Source organism: Pukyongiella litopenaei (genome assembly GCF_003008555.2).
Classification (GTDB): domain Bacteria; phylum Pseudomonadota; class Alphaproteobacteria; order Rhodobacterales; family Rhodobacteraceae; genus Pukyongiella; species Pukyongiella litopenaei.
In genome coordinates this window covers 1,876,568-1,896,368 of the sequence record NZ_CP027665.1, presented here as the reverse complement: position 1 = coordinate 1,896,368, position 19,801 = coordinate 1,876,568, and the positions used below count along the sequence as shown (strand labels likewise).

Annotated in this window: 16 protein-coding genes and 1 pseudogene; 7 read left to right on the top strand and 10 right to left on the bottom strand. The window is 65.8% G+C overall.

Annotated elements, in window-relative coordinates:
• Nucleotides 1–39 precede the first annotated feature (39 nt).
• Genes C6Y53_RS09475 through C6Y53_RS09465 form a run of 3 tightly spaced genes read left to right on the top strand, consistent with a single transcriptional unit; the run spans nucleotide 40 to nucleotide 4,190 of the window.
• A complete protein-coding gene (locus C6Y53_RS09475; protein WP_106474030.1) occupies nucleotides 40–1,056 on the top strand; it encodes a glycosyltransferase family 2 protein in 1,017 nt (338 codons plus the stop codon).
• Nucleotides 1,053–2,750 carry a DUF5927 domain-containing protein gene (locus tag C6Y53_RS09470; protein ID WP_106472213.1) on the top strand — a complete coding sequence of 566 codons (1,698 nt, stop codon included), beginning with the start codon at nucleotides 1,053–1,055 and terminating at the stop codon, nucleotides 2,748–2,750. The genes C6Y53_RS09475 and C6Y53_RS09470 overlap by 4 nt, the downstream gene beginning before the upstream one ends.
• A gap of 9 nt (nucleotides 2,751–2,759) precedes the next feature.
• Nucleotides 2,760–4,190, top strand: coding sequence for a sulfotransferase family 2 domain-containing protein (locus C6Y53_RS09465; RefSeq protein WP_106472212.1), 1,431 nt, complete (start codon nucleotides 2,760–2,762; stop codon nucleotides 4,188–4,190).
• Nucleotides 4,191–4,196: 6 nt separating this feature from the next.
• Here the strand turns inward: C6Y53_RS09465 and C6Y53_RS09460 are convergent, their stop codons facing one another.
• The 7 genes from C6Y53_RS09460 to C6Y53_RS09430 form a co-directional block, all read right to left on the bottom strand.
• The gene (locus C6Y53_RS09460) at nucleotides 4,197–4,661 is read right to left on the bottom strand and encodes a PTS sugar transporter subunit IIA (RefSeq protein ID WP_106472211.1); all 465 of its coding nucleotides are present in this window, start codon (nucleotides 4,659–4,661) and stop codon (nucleotides 4,197–4,199) included.
• 57 nt (nucleotides 4,662–4,718) lie between these two features.
• Nucleotides 4,719–5,282 carry a ribosome hibernation-promoting factor, HPF/YfiA family gene (gene hpf / locus C6Y53_RS09455; RefSeq protein WP_106472210.1) on the bottom strand — a complete coding sequence of 188 codons (564 nt, stop codon included), beginning with the start codon at nucleotides 5,280–5,282 and terminating at the stop codon, nucleotides 4,719–4,721.
• 251 nt (nucleotides 5,283–5,533) lie between these two features.
• Entirely contained in the window at nucleotides 5,534–6,292 is a 759-nt protein-coding gene (lptB, locus tag C6Y53_RS09450) for an LPS export ABC transporter ATP-binding protein (protein ID WP_106472209.1), read from the bottom strand.
• Nucleotides 6,292–6,801 carry an LptA/OstA family protein gene (locus C6Y53_RS09445; protein WP_106472208.1) on the bottom strand — a complete coding sequence of 170 codons (510 nt, stop codon included), beginning with the start codon at nucleotides 6,799–6,801 and terminating at the stop codon, nucleotides 6,292–6,294. The genes lptB and C6Y53_RS09445 overlap by 1 nt, the downstream gene beginning before the upstream one ends.
• A 4-nt stretch (nucleotides 6,802–6,805) precedes the next feature.
• The gene (locus C6Y53_RS09440; RefSeq protein ID WP_106472207.1) at nucleotides 6,806–7,405 is read right to left on the bottom strand and encodes a hypothetical protein; all 600 of its coding nucleotides are present in this window, start codon (nucleotides 7,403–7,405) and stop codon (nucleotides 6,806–6,808) included.
• Nucleotides 7,406–7,414: 9 nt separating this feature from the next.
• The gene (locus C6Y53_RS09435; protein WP_106472206.1) at nucleotides 7,415–8,374 is read right to left on the bottom strand and encodes a KpsF/GutQ family sugar-phosphate isomerase; all 960 of its coding nucleotides are present in this window, start codon (nucleotides 8,372–8,374) and stop codon (nucleotides 7,415–7,417) included.
• Nucleotides 8,371–8,985 carry a ribonuclease D gene (locus C6Y53_RS09430; RefSeq protein ID WP_106472205.1) on the bottom strand — a complete coding sequence of 205 codons (615 nt, stop codon included), beginning with the start codon at nucleotides 8,983–8,985 and terminating at the stop codon, nucleotides 8,371–8,373. The genes C6Y53_RS09435 and C6Y53_RS09430 overlap by 4 nt, the downstream gene beginning before the upstream one ends.
• Nucleotides 8,986–9,136: 151 nt before the next feature.
• Here C6Y53_RS09430 and C6Y53_RS09425 point away from each other — a divergent pair, with 151 nt between their 5' ends.
• A complete protein-coding gene (locus C6Y53_RS09425) occupies nucleotides 9,137–10,870 on the top strand; it encodes an acyl-CoA dehydrogenase family protein (RefSeq protein WP_106474029.1) in 1,734 nt (577 codons plus the stop codon).
• A gap of 54 nt (nucleotides 10,871–10,924) precedes the next feature.
• Here the strand turns inward: C6Y53_RS09425 and secA are convergent, their stop codons facing one another.
• Nucleotides 10,925–13,636 (bottom strand): preprotein translocase subunit SecA, encoded by a 2,712-nt coding sequence (secA, locus tag C6Y53_RS09420; RefSeq protein ID WP_106472204.1) that lies wholly within the window; start codon nucleotides 13,634–13,636, stop codon nucleotides 10,925–10,927.
• 190 nt (nucleotides 13,637–13,826) lie between these two features.
• Here secA and C6Y53_RS09415 point away from each other — a divergent pair, with 190 nt between their 5' ends.
• The 3 genes from C6Y53_RS09415 to C6Y53_RS09405 are packed head-to-tail and all read left to right on the top strand — an operon-like array spanning nucleotide 13,827 to nucleotide 16,315.
• Nucleotides 13,827–14,690, top strand: coding sequence for a peptidylprolyl isomerase (locus tag C6Y53_RS09415; protein ID WP_106472203.1), 864 nt, complete (start codon nucleotides 13,827–13,829; stop codon nucleotides 14,688–14,690).
• Between the two features lie 3 nt (nucleotides 14,691–14,693).
• Nucleotides 14,694–15,920 (top strand): bifunctional glutamate N-acetyltransferase/amino-acid acetyltransferase ArgJ, encoded by a 1,227-nt coding sequence (argJ, locus tag C6Y53_RS09410; protein ID WP_106472202.1) that lies wholly within the window; start codon nucleotides 14,694–14,696, stop codon nucleotides 15,918–15,920.
• A complete protein-coding gene (locus C6Y53_RS09405; RefSeq protein WP_106472201.1) occupies nucleotides 15,917–16,315 on the top strand; it encodes a (deoxy)nucleoside triphosphate pyrophosphohydrolase in 399 nt (132 codons plus the stop codon). The genes argJ and C6Y53_RS09405 overlap by 4 nt, the downstream gene beginning before the upstream one ends.
• 338 nt (nucleotides 16,316–16,653) lie before the next feature.
• Here C6Y53_RS09405 and infB read toward each other — a convergent pair whose 3' ends face one another.
• Both infB and C6Y53_RS09395 read right to left on the bottom strand, forming a co-directional pair.
• A complete protein-coding gene (gene infB, locus C6Y53_RS09400) occupies nucleotides 16,654–19,152 on the bottom strand; it encodes a translation initiation factor IF-2 (RefSeq protein WP_106472200.1) in 2,499 nt (832 codons plus the stop codon).
• A gap of 9 nt (nucleotides 19,153–19,161) precedes the next feature.
• A pseudogene (locus C6Y53_RS09395) lies at nucleotides 19,162–19,784 on the bottom strand (RNA-binding protein).
• Between the last annotated feature and the right edge of the window lie 17 nt (nucleotides 19,785–19,801).

Below are 19,801 nucleotides of genomic sequence, written 5' to 3'. Positions count from 1 at the left end.
TAGGCGGAACACGGTTGTCAGGCTGGCAAGGGGATGCGCGTGGGTTTGTGGCGGACATATCGGCTGCGACTGAAGCGAAAGGGGCTGCGGCTGCGCGCCTTTCGCAAGCGCCGCGAACTGACGGCCGTGACCAACCGCACCGCGCAGATCCACGGCGGCGATGTCCTGTTGTTCTGCACCCTGCGCAACGAACGGCACCGGCTTGGCTATTTCCTGAAATACTATCGCGGCATCGGCATCGATCATTTCCTGATCGTGGACAACGGCAGCACCGACGGCTCCGGCGACTACCTTTCGGAACAGCCGGACGTGTCGGTCTGGCGCAGCGATGCCAGCTATAAACGGGCGCGGTTCGGCATGGACTGGCTGAACTGGCTGCTGATCAGGTATGGACACCGGCACTGGTGCCTGACGGTGGACCCAGACGAGTTTCTCGTCTTTCCGTTCTGCGACACCCGCCCGCTGCGGGCGCTGACCGACTGGATGGATGCCAGTTCGGTCAGATCCTTCCCGGCGATGCTGCTGGACATGTATCCCCGCGGCCCGCTGGGCGCCCCGGCCCAATCCCGGGCCGAAGGCGACGACCCGTTCGAAACCAACTGCTGGTTCGACAGCGGAAATTACACGCTGAAGAAAAACCCGCTATTCGGCAATCTCTGGATCCAGGGCGGGCCGCGCAGCCGCGTGTTCTTTGCCGATGGCCCGGCCAGGGCGCCCGCGCTCAACAAGATACCGCTGGTGCGCTGGGACCGCCAGTTTGTCTATGCCAGTTCGACCCACATGCTGCTGCCGCGCGGGCTGAACCTCGTCTACGACGAATGGGGCGGCGAGAAGATCTCGGGTCTGTTGCTGCACGCCAAGTTCACCGACGCCTTCGCGCAGAAGGCGACCGAAGAGCTGGCCCGCGGCGAACATTATGCCGCGTCACGCGAATACACCGCCTATGCCCGCGACGCGCGGGACGGTGCCGAACTGTGGTGCAAGTGGTCGGAACGCTATCAGAACTGGCGCCAGCTCGAATCGCTGGGCCTGATGTCGCGGGGGAACTGGGCATGACGCTGGGCATCGTCATGCTGGTGCATGATTCCCTGCACCGGACCAAACAGGTCGCGCGGCACTGGACCGCCGCCGGTTGCCCGGTGGTCCTGCATGTGGACAGCAGCGTATCGCAACCTGTCTTTGCCGGTTTCCGCAGCGCGCTGTCGGGCAATCCGCTGATCCGGTTTTCCGACCGGCACCGCTGCGAATGGGGCACATGGGGCATCGTGCAGGCAACCCAGGCCGCCTCCGAACTGATGCTCGAGGCGTTTCCGCAGGTCCGTCATGTCTATCTCGCCTCGGGCACCTGCCTGCCGCTGCGCCCGGTCAGCGACCTGGTCACCTATCTCGATGCCCGGCCCCGCACGGATTTCATCGAAAGCGTGACCGCGGCGGAGGTGCCATGGACGGTGGGCGGGCTCGACCGGGAACGTTTCACCCTGCGGTTTCCGTTTTCGTGGAAACGCAACCGGCGCCTGTTCGACCGCTATGTGGCGCTGCAACGCAAGCTGGGGCTGAGCCGCCGGTTGCCGCCCCGGCTGGTCCCGCATCTCGGCAGCCAATGGTGGTGCCTGACCCGGCAAACCCTGTCGGCGATCCTGCAGGATCCCGAACGCCCGGCATATGACCGCTATTTCGCCAAGGCCTGGATACCGGACGAAAGCTATTTCCAGTCGATGGTGCGGCTCTATTCGTCGGATATCGAAAGCCGGTCGCTGACTCTGTCCAAGTTCGATTTCCAGGGCAAGCCGCATGTGTTCTACGATGACCACCTGCAATTGCTGCGGCAGTCCGACTGTTTCGTCGCCCGTAAGATCTGGCCCAGGGCCGAGGAACTGTATCGCGCGTTCCTGACCGACGATGACAGCCGCTGCACCATGGCCGAGCCGAACCCCGGCAGGATCGACAAGGTCTTTGCCGCCGCCGTGACTCGCCGCACCAAGGGGCGTCCGGGCCTGCGAATGCAAAGCCGGCTGCCCAGCCCGCACTGGGACGGCGCCCGCACCAACGGGCCCTACACGATGTTCCAGGGCTTTGACGCGCTGTTTGCCGAATTCGGATCTTGGCTGGCAAAGCAGACCGGCGCGCGGGTGCATGGCCGCCTGTTTGCGCCGGATCGCGTGCAGTTCGCCGGCGGCGAACCCGTCATCGACGGCGCGCTGAGCGACAACGCCGCCGCGCGCGACTATGATCCGGCGGGATTTCTCTCGAACCTGATCTGGAACACGCGCGGCAGCTACCAGTGTTTCCAGTTCGGGCCCGAGGACCGGCAGGCCATCCTGAAGGACATCGCCCGCGATGCCAATGCGCGCCTGGTGATCGTCTCGGGGGCGTGGGCGATACCGCTGTTCCTGTCCAACGCGAGCTTTGGCGATCTTCGCAGCCGCGCGGCCCGGCTGCAGCAGATCGAACGCGACCAGATCGACCTGCTGCGGGTGTGGAACACGAAGGCGGATGTGCAGATCCGGTCCCTGACCGATTTCATCGCCGCGCCGATGGAGTTCCTGCGGCCGCAGCTCGACCTGATCGCTCCGGGGGCGGGGCGGGCCCTGGCCGAGGTGCCGCGCATGGTCGACCTGACCGGTTTCGGGCAATTCGTCCAGAACCTGCGCAATCAGGGCATGCAGCCCTATCTGATCGGCGACTTTCCCCTGAACGGCGCGGCGCAGACACGCTCGGACCGGCCCCACCAGCCCTATGCGATCCACTAGGACGATCCCGTGACCGACCGTTTCGATCTGTTCGTGGTGCTGGCCGACATGCGCACCGGTTCGAATTTCCTCGAAGCCAACCTGAACGCGATCGACGGCCTCACATGCCATGGCGAAGCCTTCAATCCGCATTTCGTCGGCTATCCGAACCGCGACGATGTCCTCGGCATCGGACAGGACGCGCGCGACAAGGATCCGTCGAAACTGCTGGAGGCGATCCGGCGCCAGACGGGCGGGCTGGGCGGGTTCAGGTTCTTCAGCGACCATGATCCGCGGGTGCTGGACATGGTTCTGGATGATCCGCGCTGCGCCAAGATCATCCTGACCCGCAACCCGCTGGACAGCTATGTATCGCTGAAGATCGCGCGGGAGACCGGCCAGTGGAAACTGACCAACATCAAGCGCCGCAAGGACGCGCGGCCGGACTTCGATGCCGATGAATTTGCCGCCCATGTCGCGGCGCACCAGGCCTTTCAACTGAAGCTGCTGAACAGGCTTCAATGCAGCGGCCAGACGCCGTTCTACATCGGCTATGACGACCTGCGCGATCTCGATGTCATCAACGGGCTGGTGGCCTGGCTGGGGGTTCCCGCGCGGCTGGAGCGGCTGGACGACAGCCTGAAACCGCAGAACCCGGCCCCCGTCATCGACAAGATCGGCAACCCCGAAGCGCTTGCAGACGGGCTTGCGCAGGTGGATCGGTTCGACCTGACCCGCACCCCGAATTTCGAACCCCGGCGGGGTGCCGCGGTTCCCGGCTATGTGGTCAGTTCGACGCTTCCGCTGATCTACCTGCCGCTGCGGGGCGGGCCGGTCGCGCAGGTGACGCGCTGGATTGCAACCCTGGACGGCGCGGGCGCCGATCCCGAAACCGGCATGAACCGCAAGCGGCTCAGGCAATGGCAGCAGGACCAAGCGAACCACCGCAGCTTCACCGTGCTGCGTCACCCGCTGGCCCGGGCCCATGCGGTGTTCTGCGCCCGGATCGTCAATGACGGGCCGGGCAGTTACCGGCAGATCCGCAATACGCTGCGCCGCCGGTTCCGCCTGCCGGTTCCGGGCAGGATGCCGGCCCCCGGCTATGGCCGCGACGAACACCGGGCGGCATTCGCGGCGTTCCTGCGGTTCGTGAAGGCAAATCTCGCCGGGCAGACCCCGATCCGGATGGATGCCGAATGGGGCACGCAGGCCGGTGCGATCGAGGGGTTCGCGCAGGTCGTTCCGCCCGACCTGATCCTGCGCGAAACCGACCTGGCCGACGACCTGCCCGCGCTGGCGGCCCGGCTGGGTCATGCCGCGCCGCCGCCCTGCCCGGCAGCCGGCGCCGACGAGCCCCATGACCTGGCCGACATCTACGACGCCGAACTGGAACGGCTCGCCGCCGATATCTATCAGCGCGACTATCTCACCTTTGGCTTCGGGCCCTGGCGGCCCGGCTGACCCGGATCAGGCGGCCTGGACCGGATGCGCCTCGGTCAGCATGGTATAGAGCTTGGACGGATCCGGGTTGGCCCGCAGCTTGGTGCGCAGCGATGCGTCGCGCAGGGTCCGCGATACCAGCGCCAGCGCCTTGAGGTGATCGACCCCCGCATCCTGCGGCGCGAACAGGGCAAAGGCGATATCGACCGGCTGCCGGTCCACCGCGCCGAATTCCACCGGGCGATCCAGCAGCAGGAACACGCCCGCCACCCGTTCGAGATCGGCCAGCCGCGCATGGGGCAGCGCAACCCCGTTGCCAACCCCGGTCGGTCCGAGACTTTCCCGCTCCATCATCGCATCGATGGCCTGCGCGCCGTCGAGGCCATAAACCCCACGCGCAAGCTCTGCGATTTCCTGAAACAGGCGTTTCTTGCTCGAAACCGACGAGACGGCCTTGACCGCCTCGGGCTTGAGGATGTCCGAAAGCTCCATGCTGTTCTGCTCCGCGCCGGCGCGTTCTCTCTCGCGCGTTCCGGCTCTCTCCTGATCTTACGGGTCGATCCAGCCGATATTGCCGTCATCGCGGCGATATACGACGTTCAGCCCGTCCTTCCCCTCATTTCGGAACACCAGAACCGGGGCACCTGCCAGTTCCATCTGCATCACCGCCTCTCCCACCGACAGCGATGGGATCTTGGTTTCCATTTCGGCGACGATGATGGGCTGCAGGGATTCGGGTTCGGCATCCGTCTCATGTTCTTCCGAGGCGAGGATATAGGAGGATGCTCCGAGGAGTTCAACCGGCTCGGACCGATCCTGATGATGGTCCTTGAGCCTGCGCTTGTAGCGGCGCAGCTGCTTTTCCATCTTGTCGCAGCACAGGTCGAACGACGCGTAGATCTCGGTCGCATGGGCCCTGGCGGTGGCGGTCAGGCCGGTGGAAAGATGCACGGTCGCTTCACAGACATATTCATGCGCAGATTTGGAAAACACGACCTGGGCATCGGTGGGCCGCTGGGCATATTTGCTCACAACTTCGTTCAGTTCGGTCTGCACATGGGTTTGCAGGGCCGCGCCGACATCGATCTGTTTTCCGCTGATTTGGTAACGCATGAGAGCTCCTTCGTTGTTATTGCCCGCAAACCCTCCGCCACGGGGGCGGTCGTTTCATTCGGTCACGGGAAAAGGATGAGGCAACGCCGGATTGACAAAATTTGACACCTTTCGTGAAAGGCCATTGATCCACCCGTTCGAGCGTTTGCCATATGACTATATGAGGGGCTTCCCCCGCCCGAAGTCAACGCGGGGAGCGACAAATTTCGCAAATATTCTGATCGGCGATGACGTGGGCCGGGCCGCGGGGTTCAGGAAATGCGAAAGCTGTCGCCGAGATAGACGCGCCGAACGTTTTCGTTTTCAACGACTTCCGCCGGCGTGCCCGACATCAGCATCTGGCCGTCATGCAGAATATAGGCCCGGTCGACGATTTCCAGCGTCTCGCGCACGTTGTGGTCGGTGATCAGCACTCCGATTCCCCGTTTCCTGAGATCGGCGACGAGGTGGCGGATATCCGCGACCGAGATCGGATCGACACCGGCAAAGGGTTCGTCCAGGAGCAGGTATTTCGGTTCCGCCGCCAGGCAGCGGGCGATCTCGACCCGGCGTCTTTCGCCGCCGGACAGCGCCAGCGCCGGCGCCCGGCGCAGATGTTCGATCGAGAAATCCGACAGCAGTTCCTCGAGCCGCTCGCGCCGCTGATGCGGGTGTTTGACCGCGATATCGAGCACCGCCGAGATGTTGTCCTCGACGCTGAGGCCGCGAAAGATCGACATTTCCTGCGGCAGGTAACCGATGCCCAGCCGCGCCCGGCGATACATCGGCAGCGCGGTCACGTCGCGCCCGTCGATCGACACCCGGCCCGCCTCGGGAAACACCAGCCCGGCGACCGAATAGAAGGTCGTGGTCTTGCCCGATCCGTTCGGTCCCAGCAGCGCCACCACCTCGGAACGGTTCAGATCCATGCTCACGTCGCGGATCACCACCTTCTTGCGGTAGGATTTGCGCAGCCGTTCGATCCGCAGCCCCGAATCGCCGTCCGTCACGGTGAGTTTCGGACCGGCCATCAATCGCTGTCCGGGTGCAGGATGGTCTTGACCCGGCCCGCCATCTGCGCGGTTCCCGTGGTCAGGTTGACGGTCATCTTGTCCGATGTCAGCGCGTTCGGCCCCTGCGTCAGCAGCACGTCGCCGGTCATCACGATGACGCCGGTGTCGATGGTATAGTCCGCGCGCTGGGCTTCGGCCGCGTCCGCGCCGCTGACCAGAATCACGCCGCCGGTTGCCTCCAGCCGCTCGATCGCGCTGGCCTGCTGGTTGTAGATCACCAGCACCCGCGGCGCCGACAGCCGCATGTCGCCCTGACCGACCCGCACGTTGCCCACGAACTCGGCCGATCCGTCCGCCTGATTCGCATGGAGACTGTCCGCCGTCACCTCGACCGGCAGCGACGGGTCGGCCTTGATCGCGCCAAAGGCCACGTTGGTGCCCTGCGCATATGCCGACGATCCGCCGGCGATCAGCGGCAGGCACAGATACAGGACCAGATACGGGCACAGGGCAATAAGACGTTGCACGGGATCACTTATCCGCTTTTTGAGGATCGTATATCAGCTTCACACCGTTCTTGAAAACAATATGCACCGGGCCGTCATCGGTTTCCGACGTGATATCCATCCGGCCGGCGGTAAAGTCCCCCATCGGCCCCGATCCGGTCACCGTTCCCGGCGCGTTGCCGTCGATGCTGTCCAGCGCGGCGTTCAGCAGTTCGGTCCGCAGCGTCAGGCCGGTCGTCGTGGCAATCCAGACATCGCCGATGAAGGTCGCCACGTCTTCGGTCATGTCCAGCGCGCCCTCGTCCGAGCGCAGCGTGATCTGCCCGCCGCCCGCCAGCGTCAGCCGCGCATCCAGGTCGGTCGCCCGGGCCGGTTCGCCCGGCGCGCCCGGTGTCGCGGTGCCGGCGGTGAGCAGGATTTCCTCGCCCTTGGCGGTGGTGCCCGAGAAAAAAGGCGCGGTGACCTGCTGGGTCCGCAGCCTTTCGCTGACTTCCTGTTCGGAAAACGGGATCGTCGCCACCGGGTCGTCGCTGCTCGACAGCAGGAACAGCGTCGCCAGGATCGCCAGCGCCGTCAGCGGCAGCAGCACCTTGAAAATGGCAACGAGGCGGGACCGGCGGTCCATGCAAACACCTCAGCCCAACCCGGCCCGCAGGCAGTCATGGATATGAAGCAGGCCCTGCGCCTCGGCCGTGCCCGGTTCGACGGCGAACAGGCAGGTGATGCGGCGCTGGTTCATGATCGCTACCGCTTCTTCGGCCAGGGCGCCGGGGGCGATGGTGGTCGGGTTCGGCGTCATCACCTCGGCGGCGCGGTGGGTCAGCAACCCGTCCATCTTGCGGCGCAGATCGCCATCCGTGATGATCCCGGCGAGATTGCCGTTCGCGTCCCTGACCCCGGCCACGCCGAAGCCCTTGCGGGTGATCTCGATCAGGGTTTCGCCCATCGGCGTGTCCTCGTCCACCAGCGGCAGCGCATCGCCCGTATGCATCAGGTCGCGCACCTTCGACAGGCGGGCGCCCAGCTTGCCGCCGGGGTGGAATTCGCGGAAATTCTCGGGCGTGAACCGGCGATGGGTCATCAACGCGATCGCCAGCGCGTCGCCCAGCGCCAGCGTCATCGTGGTCGACGAACTGGGCACGATGCCGGTGCCGCAGGCTTCGTCCGCCCGTGGCAGCACCAGCGCCACGTCGGACCGTTTCAGCAGCGTCGAGCCGGGGCGGCTCGCCACCCCGATCAGGGGGATCGAGAATCGCCGCGTATAGGCCACCAGGTCGGCCAGTTCCGGCGTTTCGCCCGAGTTCGACAGCACCAGCGCCACGTCGCCCTGCGCCATCATGCCCAGGTCGCCATGGCTGGCCTCGGCCGGATGCACGAAATGCGCCGGCGTGCCGGTGCTGGCAAAGGTGGCCGCGATCTTGCGCCCGATATGGCCCGATTTGCCCATGCCCGACACGATCACCCGGCCGGTGGCATTCAGCAGCAGTTCGACCGCGCGGTCGAAATCGCCGTCCAGCCCCTGTTCCAGCTGCTCCAGCGCCCCGATCTCGGTGCGGATGACGCGGCGGGCGATATCCTGAAAGCTGCGAGTCATGAATGCGCAAAGATGTCGATTTCGGGCCAGCCGGCAAGGTCCAGCCGGGCGCGGGTCGGCAGGAAATCGAAACAGGACGCGGCCAGTTCGGCGCGGCCCTCGCGCGCCATCCGTTCGTCGAGCCTTTCGCGCAGTTGGTGCAGGTAAAGCACGTCCGAGGCGGCATATTCGAGCTGCGCCCCGGTCAGATTCGACGCACCCCAGTCGCTCATCTGCTGTTGCTTGGAAATATCGACCCCCAGCAATTCCTGGCACAGGTTCTTCAGCCCGTGCCGGTCGGTATAGGTGCGGACCAGGCGGCTGGCGATCTTGGTGCAATAGACCGGCGCGGCCAGCGCGCCGAACGCATGATACATCGCGGCGATGTCGAACCGCCCGAAATGGAACAGTTTCAGGACATCGGGGTTTTCCAGCATGGCGGACAGGTTGGGGGCCTCGGTCTGCCCCTTGTGCACCTGCACGATATGGGCATTGCCGTCACCGCCCGACATCTGCACCACGCACAGCCGGTCGCGATGCGGGTTCAGCCCCATGGTTTCGCAATCGATGGCCACGACCGGGCCCAGGTCCAGCCCGTCCGGCAGGTCGCGCTGATAGAGATGATTGGCCACGGGCTGATTTCCTTGCAATGGACTGCTCCGAGATAGGCGCTTTGACCCGCAAACTCAACTGCCCAGCCATGCCGCCGCGTCACCGGCACCCGCCGCTGGCGTCCGGCCATGTCCCGTGCCTATGCTGGACAGGCAGAACGGGGAGGTGGCGATGCGGTTCTATGACCGGCAGGATCTCGAATTTCAGCTGTGGGACGTGGCCGGGCTGGACCGGGTGCTCGACGGCTCCGAGCTCGACCGGGAGGCGGTGACGGGTATCCTGGATACCGCCGACCAGATCGCCACCGACCATTTCCTCCCCCCGGCCCGGTTTCTCGACGAAAACGAACCGCGTTTCGTCGACGGCCATGCGGTGCTGCCGGACGGGGCCAGAACCGCGGTGCGCGCGCATGTCGATGCCGGGTTCATCGCGGCGGGCCTGAAGCCCGACCACGGCGGCATGGGCCTGCCGGAAACGGTGCATCAGGCGGCCGCCTTCATCTTTTCGGCGGCCAATGTGGGGCTCGGCGGCTACGCGATGCTGACCGTGGGCGCGGCGCGGCTGATCGAGAGCTTCGGCAGCGACCGGCAGAAACGGGACTACCTCGAACCGATGGCGGCGGGCCGGTTCTTCGGCACCATGTGCCTGAGCGAACCGCAGGCCGGATCGTCGCTGTCGGACATCACCACGCGGGCCGAACCGCTGGGCGACGGGCGGTATCGCATCACCGGGCGCAAGATGTGGATCTCGGGCGGGGATCAGGACATCACCGAGAACATCGTGCATATGGTGCTGGCCAAAATCCCCGGCGGGCCACCGGGCGTAAAGGGCATTTCCCTGTTCATCGTGCCCCGGGCACGGCTGGACGGATCCGGCAATGACGTGACGCTGGCTGGGCTGAACCACAAGATGGGCTTTCGCGCGACCACGAACTGCGCGCTGAATTTCGGCGACAACGGCGATTGCGTGGGCGAGCTTCTGGGCGAGGAACACAAAGGGCTCGCCTACATGTTCCAGATGATGAACGAAGCCCGGATCGGTGTCGGCATGGGCGCCACCGCGCTGGGGCAGGCGGGATACCAGGCCTCGCTCGATTATGCGCGGGAACGCCCGCAGGGCCGGGCACCCGGCGGCAAGGATGCCACCGCGCCGCAGATCCCGATCATCGAACATGCCGACATCCGCCGGCTGCTGCTGGCGCAGAAGGCCGCGGTCGAACCGGCGCTGGCGCTGGCGCTCCATTGCGCGATGCTGGTGGATCAGCACCGCATGGGCGATGCCGGTGCGGCGGTGCAGCTGGACATGCTCACGCCGGTTGCGAAATCATGGCCGTCCGAGTTCTGCCTCGAAGCCAACAAGCACGCGATCCAGGTGCTGGGCGGGGCCGGCTATACCCGCGACTACCCGGTAGAACGCCTCTACCGCGACAACCGGCTCAATCCGATCCACGAAGGCACCCATGGCATCCAGGGGCTCGACCTGCTGGGACGCAAGGTGCTGATGGGCGGGGGGGCCGGTTTCCACGCGCTGGCCGCGGCCATTCGCGCCGATATCCCGGCGGCGGGCTCCGAGTTTTCCGAATCGCTGTCCAACCGCCTCGAACGGCTCGAACGGGTGACCCTCTCGCTGGCCGGGGCCATCGGCGCGGACACCGATCGCGGGCTGGCCAATGCCACGCTCTACCTCGACCTCTTCGGCCATGTGGTGATGGGCTGGATGTGGCTGCGGATCGTGGCGGCGGCCGACCGCGCCGCGGCCCGCGACGGCGACAGCGATTTCCTGCGCGGCAAACGGCAGGCGGCGCGGTATTTCTACGCCCGCGAACTCGCCCGCTGCGACGGCTGGGCCGACATCCTGCAGGCCAACGACCTCAGCGCCCATGACATGGCGCCCGGCTGGTTCTGAACCGGGTGCCGAGCGAAGTAGCCCGCAAGGGCTGATGAGCGGCGGGCCCGCCCGTCAGGCGAGCCGGCCGTGGCAGTGCTTGAATTTCTTGCCGCTGCCACAGGGGCAGGGATGGTTGCGGCCCGGATTGCCCCAGGTCGCAGGATCGTCCTCGACGAAACCGGGGGCATGCTCGGCGGTGGCCTCCGGCGCCGGTTCCTCGGCCGCCGGGGCCGGTGCCGCCGCCTGCTGCATCTGCATCTGCTGCGCCGCGAGCTGGGCCATCATCTGTTCGCGTTCCTCGTCGGTCAGCGGGCGCACCTGCGCCAGATGCCGGGTCACCGATTCGCGCAGCCCGTCGAGCAGGCCCTCGAACAGCTGGAAACTCTCGTTCTTGTATTCGTTCAGCGGATCGCGCTGGGCATAGCCGCGGAAGCCCACGACCGACCGCAGATGTTCCAGCGTCAGCAGATGTTCGCGCCACTTGGTGTCGATCGTCTGCAGCAGGACCTGCTTTTCGATGTCGCGCATGGTTTCCGGGCCGAAATCGACGGCCTTGCGCGCCATCATCTCGTCCGTGGCCTTGGTCAGCCGCTCGCGGATCTCCTCGTCATCGACGCCCTCTTCGGCGGCCCATTCCATCACCGGCACATCGACACCCAGTTTCTCGATCACCGCGGCATAGAGCCCTTCGGTGTTCCACTGGTCGGCATAGGTCTTGGGCGGCATGAATTCGTCGATCAGGTCGTCGATCACCTGGTGGCGCATGTCGCCGACGATCTCGGACAGGTCGTCGGCGGCCATGATCTCGCGGCGCTGGCTGAAGATCACCTTGCGCTGGTCGTTCATCACGTCGTCGAATTTCAGCACCTGCTTGCGCATGTCGAAATTGCGGCCCTCGACCTTGGCCTGCGCGCGTTCCAGCGACTTGTTCACCCAAGGGTGCACGATCGCCTCGCCTTCCTGCAGGCCCAGCGTCTTGAGCACCTTGTCCAGCCGTTCCGACCCGAAAATCCGCATCAGGTCGTCTTCGAGACTGAGGTAGAACACGGTGCGGCCGGGGTCGCCCTGCCGGCCCGACCGGCCGCGCAGCTGGTTGTCGATGCGCCGGCTTTCGTGCCGCTCGGACGCCATCACGAACAGCCCGCCCGCGTCGATCACCTTCTGCTTTTCCTCGGCGTGCTTTGCCTCTTCGGCGGTGCGCAGCTCGGCCGGGTCCGCATCGGGGTTGTCCGCCAGCGCGCCCAGCACCTTCATGTCCACGTTGCCGCCCAGCTGGATATCGGTCCCGCGGCCGGCCATGTTGGTGGCGATCGTCACCGCGTCCAGCCGCCCGGCCTCGGCCACGATCTGGGCTTCCTTCTCGTGGTGCCGCGCGTTCAGCACGTTATGCGCGACGCCCGCCTTGGTCAGCATCTGGCTGAGAAGTTCCGATTTCTCGATCGAGGTCGTGCCGACCAGCACCGGCTGGCCCTTTTCATTCGCCTTGCGGATCTCGTCGATCATCGCCTGGTATTTCTCGGCCGCGCTGCGATAGACCTGATCGTCCTCGTCCTGACGCGCGACGGGCCGGTTGGTGGGAACCTCGACAACCCCCAGCTTGTAGATCTCGGCGAATTCCTCGGCCTCGGTCATGGCGGTGCCGGTCATCCCCGCCAGCTTGTCGTAGAGCCGGAAATAGTTCTGGAACGTCACGCTGGCGAGCGTCACGTTCTCGGGCTGGATCTGGACGCCTTCCTTGGCTTCGATGGCCTGGTGCAGGCCTTCGGACAGGCGGCGGCCGGGCATCATCCGGCCGGTGAACTCGTCGATCAGCACCACGTTGCCGGACCGCACGATGTAATCCTTGTCCCGCGTGAACAGCTTGTGCGCCCGCAGGCCCTGGTTCACATGGTGCACGACCGTCGTGCTTTCGGGATCATAGAGCGACTGCCCCTCGGGCAGCAGCCCGCGCGCATGCAGCTGTTCCTCGAGAAACTCGTTGCCGTCCTCGGAAAAGGTGACGCTGCGGCTCTTTTCGTCGATCTCGTAATGCGCGTCGGTCAGCGACGGGATCAGCGTGTCGATCGCGGTATAGAGCTCGGAACGGTCCTGCGCCGGCCCCGAGATGATCAGCGGCGTCCGCGCCTCGTCGATCAGGATGCTGTCGACCTCGTCGACGATGGCGAAATTGTGCTGTTTCTGGAAAACCTCCGACAGCTTCGCCTTCATGTTGTCGCGCAGGTAATCGAAACCGAATTCGTTGTTGGTGCCGTAGGTGATGTCGCTTTCATAGGCGGCCAGCTTGGCGTCCTGCGGCATGTCGGGATAGATCACGCCGGTGGTCATGCCCAGCATGGCAAAGACCTTGCCCATCCATTCGGCGTCGCGCCGGGCCAGGTAGTCGTTGACCGTGACCACATGCACGCCCTTGCCGGTCAGCGCGTTCAGATAGGCCGGGAAAGTGGCGACCAGCGTCTTGCCCTCGCCGGTCTTCATCTCGGCGATGTTGCCCTGGTGCAGGAACACCCCGCCCATCAGCTGCACGTCGAACGCCCGCAGGCCCAACGCGCGTTTCGCCGCCTCGCGGCAATTGGCGAACGCCTCGGGCAGGATGTCGTCCAGGCTCTCGCCTTCCGCCGCGCGGTTGCGGAACTCTTCGGTGCGGGCCCTCAGCCCGTCATCGTCGAGCTTTTCGAACTCGGGTTCGAGGGCGTTGATCCTCTCGATCAGCGGGCGGGTCGCCTTGATCTTGCGGTCGTTCGGGGTGCCGAACACCTTTTTGGCGATAGTTCCGAATCCCAGCATTTCCACTCCGGCTGATCTGTCTGTTCACGCGCCTGACATGGTGGCTTTCACGGGCTTGCCCGCCCTGCACGCAACCCATAGATACGGGGGTGAAGAACAGCCGCTTACAGGCCTCAAAGCGATGTAAGGGGCCGTTGAAACAGTGTCAACGCCGCGCACCGCTGCGCGGCCCCTCACACAGGATGAATACATGCCCAAAGGCCTTTCCACGATTTCCGCCCTGGCCCTCGCCGCGGTCCTGACCCTGCCGCTGCCGGCCGCCGTCGTGGCGGAAACGGAACCGGATGCAGATACCGTGGTCGCCACGGTGAACGGCAAGGAAATCACGCTGGGTCACATGATCATCGCGCAGGCATCGCTGCCGCCGCAATACACGCAGATGCCCGCCGACGCGCTTTTCGATGCCATTCTCGACCAGCTCATCAAGCAGGAAGCCCTGAGCCAGGCCGAAACCGGCGACCTGCCGCGCTATGTCGCGCTGTCGCTGGAAAACGAACACCGGTCGCTGCTGGCCGGCGAGGAAATCAGGAAGGTCGCGGACGCCGCCGGCGATGAAGCGGATGTGAACGCCGCCTACCAGGACATGCTTGACGGTGGCTTCGACGGTGACGAATTCAACGCCTCCCACATTCTGGTCGAAACCGAGGACGAGGCCAGCGCGATCAAAACCCAGCTCGACGAGGGCGCCGATTTCGCGGAGCTCGCCAAGGAGAAATCCACCGGCCCGTCCGGCCCCAATGGCGGCGCGCTCGGCTGGTTCGGCAAGGGCGCGATGGTGCCCGAATTCGAGGCCGCGGTGGTGGCGCTCGAACCCGGACAGGTTTCCGACCCGGTGCAGACGCAGTTCGGCTGGCATGTGATCCTGCTGTCCAAGACCCGCAAGCAGTCGGCGCCGGAACTGGACGAGGTCCGCGACCAGATCGTCGATCAGCTGCGCGCGGACGCGATCGAGGCCCGGATCGAGGAAGCCACCCGCGACGCCAGCATCGAACGGCCGGTGATCGAGGGGCTGAACCCCGATGTCATCCGCAACCTGGACCTGGTAAGGAACTGACCCGTGGCCGCCGATCTGCCCGTTTCACCGCTCGCCCCGGACCGTTTCCCCGATCTGCCCGAGATTGCCGGGGTCCGGTTTGCCGCGGGCGCGGCTGGCGTGCGCTATGCCGGGCGCGATGATGTGATGCTGGCGGTGCTGGCGCCCGGAACCGCGGTGGCCGGCGTGTTCACGCGCTCGGCGACGCGCTCGGCGCCGGTGCTGGACTGCCAGTCCAAGATCGGCGGCGACAACAGCGGCGCGGCGGCGATTCTCGTGAACTCGGGAAACGCGAACGCCTTTACCGGGCGGCACGGTCTCGCGTCGGTGGCGGCGATCACCGGGGCGGTCAGCGATGTCACCGGCGTGCCGCAGGCGCGGGTCTTTACCGCCTCAACCGGGGTGATCGGCGAACCGTTGCCGCATGACCGGATCCTGGCCAGGCTGGCGGATCTGAACGATGCGCTCGCAGCGGATGCGGTCGAATCCGCGGCGCGCGCGATCATGACCACCGATACCTTCCCCAAGGGAGCGTCGCAGCAGGTCGAGATCGGCGGCAAAACGGTGACCATCGCCGGGTTCGCCAAGGGGTCAGGCATGATCGCGCCCGACATGGCGACGATGCTGGTCTATATCTTTACCGATGCGGCGGCCGAACAGACCTATCTGCAACGGCTGTTGGGCAACCTGACCAAGCGCAGCTTCAACTGCATCACCGTGGACAGTGACACCTCGACCTCCGACAGCCTGATGCTCTGCGCCACCGGCGCCTCGGGCGTCGACGTGACCGGTCATGCGGATTTCGAACAGGCGTTGCGGACGGTGATGCTGGACCTCGCGCACCAGGTCGTGCGCGATGGCGAAGGCGCCACCAAGTTCGTGACCATCGCCGTGACCGGCGCCGCCAATGACGGGGACGCAAAGACCCACGCGATGGCAATCGCCAATTCGCCGCTGGTCAAGACGGCCATCGCGGGCGAGGACCCGAACTGGGGCCGGGTGGTGATGGCGATCGGCAAGTCCGGGGCCGCCGCGGATCGCGATCTGCTGTCGATCCGGTTCGGTGACATCCTGGTTGCCGAACAGGGATGGGTCAGCCCGGACTACCGCGAAGAGGATGCCGCCGCCCACATGCGGGGTGACGAGGTGCAGATCACGGTCGACCTCGGTCTCGGCGACGGGTCCGCGACGGTCTGGACCTGCGACCTGACCCACGCCTATATCGACATCAACGCGGATTACCGGTCGTGAAAACCCTATTGGTGTCCGCGGTCGCGTTGATCGACATCGACGGCCGCGTTCTGCTGGCACAACGCCCCGAGGGCAAATCCATGGCCGGCCTGTGGGAGTTTCCCGGCGGCAAGGTCGAAGCGGGCGAAACGCCCGAGGCGGCCCTGATCCGGGAATTGCACGAGGAGCTGGGCATCGACACCTGGTCGTCCTGCCTCGCGCCGCTGACCTTTGCCAGCCATTCCTACGACGATTTCCACCTGCTGATGCCGCTGTTTGCCTGCCGGAAATGGCAAGGAACCCCGGTGGCGCGTGAAGGGCAGGTGCTGAAATGGGTGCAGCCGCGCATGATGCGCGATTATCCGATGCCGCCCGCCGACCTGCCGCTGATCCCGATATTGCGCGACTGGCTCTGACCAGCTGACACAATTCCGGTCAGGTTGAACGCATTCTGTCACAAGTTGACGTTAAGTAACTCGCCAAAAACGTGTATAATGCGGGTGTCGACTTCAGGAAATGGATACGGCCAGATGCCGCGTGTACCCAGGATAGGAGCCCGTCTTTTCCCTCGGGGGACCTGTATCTCTGCGCGGTCGGGCGGTCGTATCGCCGTCCGTGTCGGCCAGGTGGTTTCCGCCGGACAATCCCTCTCCCTTGCACATCCTGAATGACGCCAACCACACTCACCGTACCAGAAGGGGCGCAACCGTAAGGTCGCGCCCCTGATGGTTTCCGGCGGAAGCCCGCTGGCGGATCAATCCAGCGTCCGGGTCACTTCCTCGCGTTCGAAGATCTCGATCACGTCGCCTGCACGGATGTCGTCATAGTTCTCGAAGGCCATGCCGCATTCCTGGCCAGACTGGACCTCGGCGACCTCGTCCTTGAACCGCTTCAGCGTTTTCAGCGTGCCTTCGTGGATCACCACGTTGTCGCGCAGCAGGCGCACACCGGCGGACCGCCGGGCGACGCCTTCGGTGACGAGACAGCCGGCAACCTTGCCCACGCCCGACACCTTGAACACTTCCTTGATCTCGGCATAGCCGATGAAATGTTCCCGGATCTCGGCGGACAGCAGGCCGCTGGCCGCGGCTTTCACGTCATCGACCAGATCGTAGATCACGCTGTAATAGCGGATCTCGACGCTCTTCTGGTTGGCGCTGTTGCGCGCCGGTGCATTGGCCCGGACGTTGAAGCCCATGATCGGTGCCCCCGATGCCTCGGCCAGCCCCACATCGGTTTCGGTGATCGCACCGACGCCCGAATGCAGCACGCGGACGCGCACCTCGTCATTGCCGATCTTCTCCATCGCCTGGACGATGGCCTCGGCGCTGCCCTGCACATCCGCTTTCACGAGGATCGGCAGTTCGGCGACATTTTCGTCGGCCTTGGCCTTGGCCATCAGCTGTTCCAGCGTGGTCGCGGCCCCGGCGGCGGCGCGTTTGTCCTTGGCCACCTGTTCGCGATAGGCGGCGATCTCGCGCGCCTGCGCCTCGGTATCCACGACGTTCAGGACGTCGCCGGCCTCGGGCGTGCCGTTGAGACCCAGCACCTCGACCGGCACCGAAGGCCCGGCTTCCTTGACGCGCTTGCCCTGGTCGTTCTCCATCGCGCGGACCCGGCCCCATTGTTCGCCGACCACGAAGATGTCGCCCTGCCGCAGCGTGCCGTTCTGCACCAGCACCGTCGCGACCGGACCACGGCCGACGTCGAGCTGCGCCTCGATCACGGCACCCTGCGCCGCCCGGCCCGGGTTGGCCTTGAGTTCCAGGATCTCGGCCTGAAGCGCGATCGCCTCGAGCAGTTCGTCCAGCCCCTGGCCGGTGATGGCCGAAACCTCGACATCCTGCACGTCGCCCGACATCTTCTCGACGATCACCTCGTGCTGCAACAGGTCCGTGCGCACCTTGTCGGGGTTCGCCTCGGGGCGGTCGATCTTGTTGATCGCCACGATCATCGGCACCTCGGCGGCCTTGGCGTGGTTGATCGCTTCGATGGTCTGCGGCATCACCGCGTCATCCGCGGCAACGACCAGGATCACGATATCGGTCACCTGTGCGCCGCGCGACCGCATCGAGGTAAAGGCGGCGTGGCCCGGCGTATCGAGGAAGGTCAGCAACGCGCCGTCATCGGTCTTTACCTGGTAGGCGCCGATATGCTGGGTGATCCCGCCGGCTTCGCCGGAGACCACCTTGGCGTTGCGGATCGCATCGAGAAGTGAGGTCTTGCCGTGATCGACATGGCCCATCACGGTGATCACCGGCGGGCGCGGCATCAGGTCTTCTTCGCTGTCATCGACCGAATCGATCACGTCTTCGACGTCGGAATCCGACACGCGGGTCACCCGGTGGCCGAATTCCTCGATGATCAGTTCGGCGGTATCGGCGTCGATGCTCTGATTTTGCGTCGCCATGATGCCGCTCTGCATCAGCGCCTTGACCACGTCGGCGACGCGCTCGGCCATCCGGTTGGCCAGTTCGCCGACGGTGATCGCCTCGGGCAGCTGCACGTCGCGCACCACCTTCTCGCGCTCGACCGGGCCGCCCATCGCCTTCTGGCGCGCGCGTTCCTGCTGGCGCTTCATCGCCGCGATCGACCGCTGGCGGCCACCTTCGCCCGACAGAGCCTGGTTCAGCGTCAGCTTGCCGCTGCGGCGCCCGCCGCCACCGTCGCGGCCCCGGCCGCGTGCCGGGCGCTGCTCGCGCTCGCGTTCGGTCTTGCGCGGCGCGCCGCCCGCCGGTGCGGGTTTGCTCTGGCCACGGGCGGCATCCGCCGTGCCGGCCTGCTGTTCGGCCGCCGCGGCCGCGGCGGCCCGCTTGGCCGCCTCTGCCGCCTCGGTGCGCTTGCGCTCTTCCTCTTCGGCCTTGGCGCGGGCGCGTTCCTCGCGTTCACGCTCTTCCCGCTCCTTGGCCTCGGCCTCGGCGCGGCGGCGCTGGCGTTCCTCTTCGCGGGCGCGTTCCTCGGCGGCGCGCTGTTCGGCCTCTTCGGCCTCGCGGGCCTTGGCCGCCTGCACCGCCTTGAGACGGCGCTCCATCTCGGCATCGGAGATACCCGCCGGACGCCGCGAGGGATCGCCCGCGGCGGTCTGCTTGGACGACCCGCCCGGTTTGCCCGCGCCCGGCTTGGGGACCACGACGCGCTTGCGCTTGGTTTCCACCACGACGTTCTTGGTGCGCCCGTGGCTGAAGCTCTGCTTCACGCTCCCCGGACGGGATCCGCGAACACCCAGAGTTTTCTTGCCGTCATTATCGCTCATTCCAGCTACTTATCCTTCCGTGCGGCCCCTGCCGCCATCACCGTTTCGCGCACACCCTGCAAACGCAGGGCTTCCTCTACAACACGTTGGCCGAGTCCACCAGAGGCGAGCGCTGCATGTATCACCTTTTGGCGCCCAAACGCCATGCCGAGCTCATCCGCGGTCAGCCAGCCGATGTAGCGGCCGAAATGCGGCGTGCTCAGTTTCGACTTGCCGCGGCCCGATCCGTCCGCCGCCTGGATCAGGACCCGCGCCTGTTCCCGGTCGAGCCAGGCCTTGACCTTTTCATAACCCGCGACCGCCTCGCCGGACTTGCGGGCAAGGCTGATCAGGTCCACCACCCGGCGCACCAGCTGCCGCTCGACCTCGGCCACCAGGTCCGGCGGCACCGTCACCTGCGCCTTCAGTCCGCGGGCGAACAGCCGTTTCACCACCGCGCGGTCCAGCGCCGCGCGATCGGCGGCCACATAGACCCCGCGCCCCGGCAGCTTGCCCAGGATATCCGGCACGACCTGCCCGTCCGGTCCGGCGACAAAACGGATCAGACCGTGTTTCGGCTGCACCTCGCCCGTGGCAACGCATTTGCGTTCCGGCCCGTCCGGGCGAGGTCTATGGGCTCCACCGCGACCCATGCGCCAAACCTCCGGGG

Bases quoted from the DNA above. Each gene is read 5' to 3' on its own strand.
- C6Y53_RS09415 (WP_106472203.1), top strand. From the start codon at position 13,827: ATGCCCAAAGGCCTTTCCACGATTTCCGCCCTGGCCCTCGCCGCGGTC.
- lptB (WP_106472209.1), bottom strand. From the start codon at position 6,292: ATGGCCGGTCCGAAACTCACCGTGACGGACGGCGATTCGGGGCTGCGG.
- C6Y53_RS09425 (WP_106474029.1), top strand. From the start codon at position 9,137: ATGCGGTTCTATGACCGGCAGGATCTCGAATTTCAGCTGTGGGACGTG.
- infB (WP_106472200.1), bottom strand. From the start codon at position 19,152: ATGAGCGATAATGACGGCAAGAAAACTCTGGGTGTTCGCGGATCCCGT.
- C6Y53_RS09440 (WP_106472207.1), bottom strand. From the start codon at position 7,405: ATGGACCGCCGGTCCCGCCTCGTTGCCATTTTCAAGGTGCTGCTGCCG.
- secA (WP_106472204.1), bottom strand. From the start codon at position 13,636: ATGCTGGGATTCGGAACTATCGCCAAAAAGGTGTTCGGCACCCCGAAC.
- hpf (WP_106472210.1), bottom strand. From the start codon at position 5,282: ATGCGTTACCAAATCAGCGGAAAACAGATCGATGTCGGCGCGGCCCTG.
- C6Y53_RS09435 (WP_106472206.1), bottom strand. From the start codon at position 8,374: ATGACTCGCAGCTTTCAGGATATCGCCCGCCGCGTCATCCGCACCGAG.
- C6Y53_RS09470 (WP_106472213.1), top strand. From the start codon at position 1,053: ATGACGCTGGGCATCGTCATGCTGGTGCATGATTCCCTGCACCGGACC.
- C6Y53_RS09460 (WP_106472211.1), bottom strand. From the start codon at position 4,661: ATGGAGCTTTCGGACATCCTCAAGCCCGAGGCGGTCAAGGCCGTCTCG.